9 protein-coding genes are annotated in these 6588 nt (G+C 65.0%); all 9 read left to right on the top strand.

The genetic code is table 11. From position 1 onward, the window contains the following. The first annotated feature begins 281 nt into the window (after nucleotides 1–281). Nucleotides 282–710: a DUF1810 domain-containing protein gene (locus ACILRA_RS18025; RefSeq protein WP_395663450.1), complete on the top strand. Its 429-nt coding sequence runs from the start codon at nucleotides 282–284 to the stop codon at nucleotides 708–710. 32 nt (nucleotides 711–742) lie between these two features. After that, entirely contained in the window at nucleotides 743–1993 is a 1251-nt protein-coding gene (locus ACILRA_RS18020; RefSeq protein ID WP_395663449.1) for a DNA modification methylase, read from the top strand. A gap of 139 nt (nucleotides 1994–2132) precedes the next feature. Then, on the top strand, nucleotides 2133–3305 hold the full coding sequence (locus ACILRA_RS18015; RefSeq protein WP_395663448.1) for a S49 family peptidase: 1173 nt from the start codon (nucleotides 2133–2135) through the stop codon (nucleotides 3303–3305). A 14-nt stretch (nucleotides 3306–3319) separates the two neighbouring features. Further along, complete coding sequence (locus tag ACILRA_RS18010) at nucleotides 3320–3691, top strand: head decoration protein (RefSeq protein ID WP_395663447.1); 372 nt, start codon at nucleotides 3320–3322, stop codon at nucleotides 3689–3691. 18 nt (nucleotides 3692–3709) lie between these two features. After that, on the top strand, nucleotides 3710–4741 hold the full coding sequence (locus tag ACILRA_RS18005) for a major capsid protein (protein WP_395663446.1): 1032 nt from the start codon (nucleotides 3710–3712) through the stop codon (nucleotides 4739–4741). A gap of 13 nt (nucleotides 4742–4754) precedes the next feature. Continuing rightward, nucleotides 4755–5219, top strand: a complete 465-nt coding sequence (locus tag ACILRA_RS18000) for a hypothetical protein (RefSeq protein WP_395663445.1) — start codon at nucleotides 4755–4757, stop codon at nucleotides 5217–5219. A 138-nt stretch (nucleotides 5220–5357) separates the two neighbouring features. Continuing rightward, nucleotides 5358–5492, top strand: a complete 135-nt coding sequence (locus ACILRA_RS17995) for a hypothetical protein (RefSeq protein WP_395663444.1) — start codon at nucleotides 5358–5360, stop codon at nucleotides 5490–5492. A gap of 14 nt (nucleotides 5493–5506) precedes the next feature. Continuing rightward, nucleotides 5507–5821, top strand: coding sequence for a hypothetical protein (locus ACILRA_RS17990; RefSeq protein WP_395663443.1), 315 nt, complete (start codon nucleotides 5507–5509; stop codon nucleotides 5819–5821). An 89-nt stretch (nucleotides 5822–5910) separates the two neighbouring features. Next, nucleotides 5911–6588 (top strand): TIGR02594 family protein (locus ACILRA_RS17985; protein ID WP_395663442.1); only part of this gene is annotated, 678 nt, incomplete at its 3' end.

The following is a 6588-nucleotide window of genomic DNA, read 5'->3' as shown; positions in this document are numbered from 1 at the left end:
CAGCACCCGCGCGTCCTCACCGAGTCTTCGCGATTGATCGCGCTGATGCTCAGCGGTGCAGGGCTCCGTGGTGCCCCGCGCAGAGCGCGTCCGCCGTGAGGGGTGGGGGGCGGGTAGGAGCCCCGTTTTCAACCTAAGATATGCGCTGACGCCGCCGCCCGGTTTTCGAGCGTTTTTCTGTTTTTGATTTTTCCATTTTGTTTTGGATCGGATTGCCGAATGACGCGGTTTGAGGTCCGCGCGGAAAGCGCTTAGATGATCGACAGTATTTCGGGGGCCGGATGTTTGATCTCGACCGCTTCGTGAAGGCGCAGGACCCGGTCATCGAGACCGTGCTCCGGGAGCTTCGCGCCGGGCGCAAGGAGACCCACTGGATGTGGTTCGTCTTCCCGCAGCTCCGCGGTCTCGGCCGGTCGACCACGGCCCAGCATTACGGGATCCAGAATCTTGCTGAGGCCCGTGCCTACCTGGACCATGCGGTACTGGGGTCGCGGCTGAAGGAATGCATCGAAGCAGTCTTGGGCGTCAGGGGCAAGACGCTTCGGGAGATATTGGACTCGCCCGACGACAGGAAGTTCCGCTCATCGATGACGCTCTTCGCCTCGGCGAGCGGCGAAGGTATGCTGTTTCGCGAGGCACTGGATCGCTACTGCAAGGGCCGGGAAGATTCGGCCACGCTTGACCTTCTGGGCTTCCGCCGGCCGCGCTGACGGCGGGGCCAATTTTTTATTCTGAGGGGTATATGATGATCGTCACCGACATGCCGGTGGAGAGCCTGGTGCCCTATGCCCGCAACCCCCGCAACAACTCCGCCGCCATCGACGCGGTAAAGGCGTCGATTGCCGAATTCGGCTTCCGCCAGCCCATCGTCGTGGACGAGAAGCTGGTGGTCATCGTCGGGCATACGCGGCTCGAAGCCGCCAAGCAACTCGGGCTCAAGACGGTCCCGGTGCATGTGGCAGAGGGCCTTACCCCGGCGCAGGCGAAAGCCTACCGGTTGATGGACAATCGCTCGCATGAGAACGCCGAGTGGGACGATGAACTGCTGCGGCTGGAATTCGGTGACCTGAGACTCGACGACTTCGATCTCGCGCTGACCGGCTTCGTCTCCGAAGAACTAGACAAGCTCCTGGGCGCGGAGCAGATCGACGGCCTGACCGACCCGGATGAGGCACCCGAGGTTCCCGCCGAAGCTGTCAGCAAGCCGGGAGATCTATGGATCCTCGGTGACCACCGCGTCCTCTGCGGCGACTCCACCGTGATGACGGACGTCGAGAAGCTGATGGCAGGCCAGCTGGCGGACATGGCGGCGCTCGATCCACCCTATAACGTCGACTACGGCAACTCGGCGAAGGACAAGATGCGCGGGAAGGACCGTCGCATCCTGAATGACGCTCTTGGCGAGGGCTTCTACCAGTTCCTCTACGACACCTGCGTCAACCTGCTCATGGTGACCAAGGGTGCCTGCTACATCTGCATGAGCTCCTCGGAGCTGCATACGCTGCAGAAGGCCTTCACCGACGCCGGCGGCAAGTGGTCGACCTTCATCATCTGGGCCAAGAACACATTCACCCTGGGTCGCGCCGACTACCAGCGGCAGTACGAGCCGATCCTCTACGGTTGGAGGGATGGCAGCCAACATTACTGGTGCGGCGCACGCGACCAAGGCGACGTCTGGTTCGTGGACAAGCCCCGCGTCAACGATCTGCACCCCACTATGAAGCCGGTGGAACTGGTCGAGCGCGCCATCACCAATTCCTCGAAGAGCCGGGACATCGTCCTAGACCTCTTCGGCGGATCGGGCACGACCCTCATCGCTGCCGAACGCACTGGCCGCTCGGCGCGGCTCATGGAACTCGATCCCAAGTACGTCGACGTCATCGTCCAGCGCTGGCAGGACTATACCGGCAACAAGGCTGTTCTTAATGGCGAGGAACGGACCTTTGACGACCTGAAGGTTGCACGGAAGCCCAAGTCGAAGGATGCCGCCTGATGCAGCCACCCTGGCTATCATTCGTGGAGGCAGTCACCAACATTGTGGTCGGCTATGCCCTCGCAGTGCTGACGCAGATGATCGTGTTCCCACTCTTCGGGTTGCAGGCTCCACGAGACGCGCCGACGGCACTACATCCATGATGCGCACCGCGGACGGCGTTGCCATCATCCCGGTGCTGGATACGCTGGTGAACCGCGGCGCCTGGCTCGACAGCCGGTCGGGGCTCACCAGTTATGAGGGGCTCGCGGCACAGCTGCGGGCGGCAGGGCAAGACCCGGAGGTACGGTCGATCCTGCTCGACATCTCCTCGCCCGGTGGCGAAGCCGCCGGCATGGCAGGTCTGGCGGATCTGATCCGCTCGGTTCGCCAGACCAGACCTGTCACGGCCTTCGTAAACGACATGGCGGCTTCAGCGGCTTATGGCATCGCAAGTGCGGCGAACGAGATCGTGATCTCGCCCACCTCGATCGTTGGCTCAATCGGCGTCGTCATGCTGCATGCCGACCGCTCTGGCGAACTGGCAGCCCAAGGCGTGAAGCCGACGCTGATCTTCGCCGGCAGCCACAAGGTCGACGGCAACCCGTTCGAGCCCTTGTCCGATGCCGTCCGCGCCGACCTGCAGGCCAGTGTGGATGCCCATTACCGCCAGTTCCTCGACACCGTCGCGATGGGGCGTGGCCCCAAGCTCACCGCCGACATGGCGCGCGCCACCGAGGCCCGGACCTTCATTGGGACGGAGGCCATCAGGCTCGGCCTCGCCGACCGCATTGCCAGCTTCGACGAGGTGCTGGCCTCCCTGTCCCAAACCACCCGTCCCCGAAACACCCGCCCAAACGGGCGCAATGCTCGCAGAGGAGACATATCCATGAGCACAGACGACACCGCGCCCGCCGCCGAACTGGCCGGGCATCATTCCACGGCGGAACACGAGGCCGCAGCGCTCCGCGCCCGCGAGGCCGCCGGCAACATGGCACGCGAACAGGCCGCCCGGCTGGAGGAGGCCGTCGCTGCCGCCCGCCTCGAGGAGCGCGCCCGCATCCGTGCCATCGTCAATTCCGACGCTGCGGAGGGCCGGGAGAAACAGGCCCTCATGCTCGCCACCGAAACCGCCCTCACCGTCGCGGAGGCCGAAAAGATCCTCGGCGCGTCGCCGAAGGAGACGAGGCTCGAGGCGCTCGCCCAGCGGGCCAGCGCTGGCCTCGAGTTCGGAGCCCCCGGCGGGGCGGAGAAGCCAGATGCCGGCGCCCTCATCCAGGAAGGCTGGAAGCGGGCCATCGCCAACGCCAACCGCCAGTTTGCCCGGGCCTGAAAGGAACACCAGACATGACCGTTCTCGTCGAAACCCGCCATCCGGGGGAGTTCATCCTCTCGGAGGCCAACGGCCAGCGCTCGCGCGAGGCCATCACCATCGCCTCCGGGGCCGGGATCATCGCAGCGGGCACCGTGCTCGGCAAGGTCACGGCATCCGGAAAGTACCTCGCCAGCGCCGTGGGGGCCACCGACGGCAGCCAGACGCCCGTCGCCATCGCCATCTACGGGGCGGACGCCTCGGCATCTGATGTTTCAATCTCGGCCATCGTCCGCGACGCGGAGGTGAATGGCAACTGCCTCACCTACCACGCCGACCGTGACCAGCCTGCCGAGAAGGCCGCTGCCAATTCGGCCCTCGCCACCCTCGGCGTCATCGTGCGCTGACCCCGAAAGGATCGAACCATGTCCATTCTCAACATCTTCACCCAGGACGCCTTCAGCGTCATGCGCCTCACGGACGCGCTCCGCGAGATCTCCTATACCCCCTCCGGCATCAGCCAGATGGGCCTGTTCCAGACCACCAGCATCGACACCCTCGATATCGCCATCGAGAAGGACAAGGCCCAGAACGGCATGCTGATCCAGGCAAGCCCCCGCGGCGGGCCGGGCCAGACCTTCGGCAAGAACAAGCGCTCGATGCGGACCCTCAGGATCCCCCACTTCCAGGTCGACGACGCCATCAACGCCGACGAGGTCCAGCAGGTCCGGGTCTTCGGCGACGAGGTGGCGGTCCAGAGGCTGCAGGACAAGATCGCCAACCGCGCGGCGGAAGCCTCGCAGTTCTTCGCCCGCACCGAGGAATTCCACCGCCTCAACATCGTGAAGACCGGGCGTCTCCTCGACACCGACGATTTGGTGCTGTTCGACTACTATACCGAGTTCGGCGAGACCCCCGCCGCCGAGATCGACTTCGACCTCGACAACGCCAGCCCAGCGGAGGGCGTTCTGCGCAAGAAGTGCGCCGGGATCATCCGCCAGATGGCCTCGATCCTCGACGGCATTCCCTTCACCAATGTCATGGCGATCTGCGGCGACACGTTCTTCGACGACCTGATCGCCCACAAGGAGGTCAGGGAGACCTACAAGGGCTATGCCGACGCCGCGAGCCTGAGGGGCGCCTATGTCGGGGCCGGGGTCAACGGCTTCCATGGCTCCTTCGACTTCGGCGGCATCACCTGGGCCAATTACAAGGGCGGCGGCACCATCGGGGTTGACACCAACAAGAGTCACCTGTTCCCGACGGGCGTACCCGGCCTGTTCCGCACCGTCTACGGTCCCGCCGACTACATCGAGACGGTCAACACCCCCGGCCAGCGCCTCTACGCCAAGCAGTGGGAGATGATGAACGGCAAGGGCGTGAACCTGGAGTTCCAGATGAACGCGCTCCACTACTGCACCCGCCCGCGCGTGCTGATCCCGGGCAAGCGCACCTGAGGCGGGTTTATTCGTGACCTCGCCGTTTGACGCCTTGGATGCACTGGCATCTGGCGCTGTCATGCAAGGCTTCGGTGAAGAGGCGGTGCTGATTCCGCGCCGCGGCAGTCAGTATGCCGAGGCGGCAGCCGATGCCGACCGCATGGCGGTGAAGGTCAGTGGCATCTTCTCCGCCCTTGCCGTGCCCTCCGATCTTCGGGGTCAGAGCAGGGGCGGGGAGTTCAAAGGCACGACGCGCATGGTGTCCGAGCAGAGCGCCTTCTGGATTGCCGCTGCGCAGGTTGCCAACCTCGGGTTCCGGCCAGCGAAGGGCGACCTGCTCAAACTGCCTGCCCGATGTGCGGCTGCGTTCGACCCACATCGGCTTCACGCGGCTCGGCATGCCGCCGTACCATGCCGAGATCAGGACGAGGATCTCAGGGGCACAGTCCCCGCGCACGGCAGGGCTCTTCGTCAACGGCTACCTGATGAGGGGTAACCGCAGGCCCATCTCCGCGATCCGGGAGAGGCCAAGCAGCAGACTGCATCCGACGGGGCGACCTCGGAGCGCGATGCGGGCGAGGGCTCCGTCACCATCGAGGGTGACACCGCCGCCCTTCCGGACGGGCTCTGCATCGTGACGGGGGCGAGGCCTGGCGTCGACGGCCCCTGGCGCATCGAGAGCGTCACCCACAGCTATTCGCGCGGCGGCGGCTTTATCACGCAACTGAGCCTGAAGCGACCGGGGTCCGGTGGCGCGGGCGCCATCTGACAGGAGACATCCTGATGATACAGGACTGGACTGGGAACATCCCGGCGGCATTGTATTTCGTGGTGGGGCTGGGCGGTGTCGCCGGAGCCCTGCTTGCGATGCTGAAGCTCAAGGAGGCGCTTGTTCCCGATGCCGGCCAGCAGGTCAACAAGGACATCGCCACGATCAGGGCCGACATCCACGACATCCGCGCCCGCGTCGGCATGCTGGAACTCGATGTCGCGCGGATCGACCAGCCCTCCATCACGCGGCGCTTCGACGCCATCGAGGGCAAGATCGACAAACTGTATGACTTCCTGCTCGAGCGGCTGACCAAGCTGCCGCCCTGAGCGGCAACGCACCTTTCTCCCATTCAAGTTTCGAGACCCAACCCATCCGGCAGCCGCAGGGCCTTGCCGGAACAAGGAGGCTTTTGCCCATGACCCACATGACCATTGCCCGCGGCTATCTCGGCACAAAGGAGCTGAAGGGCTCTGCCGACAATCCGAAGATCATGGAGATGTACCGCACCGTCGGCCACCATTGGGTGGAACATGATGAGGTCGCCTGGTGCGCCGCTTTCGTCGGCCACTGCCTCGAGAAGGCAGGCTTCGCCTCGACGCGCAAGCTCAATGCCCGCTCTTATCTCACATGGGGTGAGAAGGTCGCCGGCCCCGAACAGGCGAAGGATGGCGACATCGTCATCTTCACGCGCGGCTCCAACACGGCGCAGGGCCATGTCGCTTTCTTCCACAAGGCCACGGGCAGCCAGATCGAGGTGCTCGGCGGCAACCAGTCGGACGGTGTGACCATTGCGCGCTATGCGAAGTCAAGGTTGCTAGGCATCCGGCGTCCGCTCAGTACGGACGCGCCGCAGCGCCCTGAGATGAAGGTCGTTCAGCAGCAACTGAAGGACCTCGGGTATTTCGAAGTAGGCATCGTGGACGGTCGTTACGGCCCGCGCACGCGGGCCGCGATCCTCGCCTTGCGGGCCGACAACGGTCTGGGCCTCAGCCCAGACGTCGATCCCGTCCTCGTGGAGGCCCTGCAGCGGGCCAAGCCCCGCGCCGTCTCGCGAGAGCGGGCGGAGGGCAAGCCTGAGGGCTCGCGCATCGTG

This window comes from Aestuariivirga sp. (genome assembly GCF_044239095.1).
Lineage (GTDB): Bacteria > Pseudomonadota > Alphaproteobacteria > Rhizobiales > Aestuariivirgaceae > Aestuariivirga.
The sequence above is the reverse complement of the archived record's forward strand: the minus strand, read 5'-3'. Positions and strand labels throughout refer to the sequence as shown.